Origin of the sequence: Streptomyces oceani, from assembly GCF_001751245.1 — a bacterium.
GTDB classification, from domain to species: domain Bacteria; phylum Actinomycetota; class Actinomycetes; order Streptomycetales; family Streptomycetaceae; genus Streptomyces; species Streptomyces oceani.
In genome coordinates this window covers 1-928 of the sequence record NZ_LJGU01000071.1, presented here as the reverse complement: position 1 = coordinate 928, position 928 = coordinate 1, and the positions used below count along the sequence as shown (strand labels likewise).

The 928-nt window shown below is 73.5% G+C and carries 1 pseudogene; it reads right to left on the bottom strand.

Going from position 1 to position 928, the window contains the following annotated elements:
* A pseudogene (locus tag AN216_RS00345) lies at positions 1-781 on the bottom strand (helicase); the annotation flags it as partial.
* Positions 782-928 lie beyond the last annotated feature (147 nt).

Here is a 928-nt window from a genome sequence, read left to right as displayed (position 1 = left end):
GCCGTCTGTCCTGGTAGAGCAGGTACGCCGCGCGGTGCAGCGCCACCGCCGTCTTGCCGGTGCCGGGGCCGCCCTCCACCATCGTCACGGAGGCGGCGGGGGCACGGATCACCAGGTCCTGTTCCGCCTGGATGGAGGCGACGATGTCCTGCATCGCGTGCCCGCGTGCCCGGCCCAGGGCGGCCATCAGCGCGCCGTCGCCGATCACCGCCAGCGCCTGCCCGTCCAGCCGCGCGGTGACCTCGGGCCGTAGCAGGTCGTCCTCCACTCCGAGCACCCGCCGGCCCTTGCTGCGGATCACCCGGCGGCGCACCACCCGGCCCGGGTCCAGCGGCGTGGAACGGTAGAAGGGGGCGGCGGCGGGCGCGCGCCAGTCGATCACCAGTGGGGAGTAGTCCGCGTCCAGCACGCCGATCCGGCCGATGTGCAAGGTCTCGGCGATGTCGGCGGTGCCGTCGTCCCGTACGGCGTCCTGGGCGGGCTCCACCGAGAGATACGCGCCGTCCTGGCCCCGGGTGGCGTCCGCACCGGCGAGCAGGTCGATCCGGCCGAAGAGGAAGTCCTCGAACTCGCTGTTCAGCCGGTTCAGATGCACCCCCGCCCGGAAGACCTGGGCGTCCCGCTCGGCGAGCGCGCCGGGGGTGCCGACCTGGGAACGCTGGGAGGCGTCGTTCATCAGGAACTCCGCCTCGTCGATCTTCTCCTCCAGCCGGTGGTACACCGCGTCCAGGTGCGCCTGCTCGGCACGGGTCTCCCGCTCCCTGGAGGTGTCGTCGGCCAGCGCCGTCGGGTCGCTGTCGGCGGGCTCCGCGTGCCCGGCCCGCTCGGCGCCGCTGACGTGCTCGGCGTGCTCGGCCGGCTCGGCTGTGTCCTGGGCTGCCACCGTCGCCCCTCTCTTCCGTACGCACTCTTCCGTACGCAGGGCTTT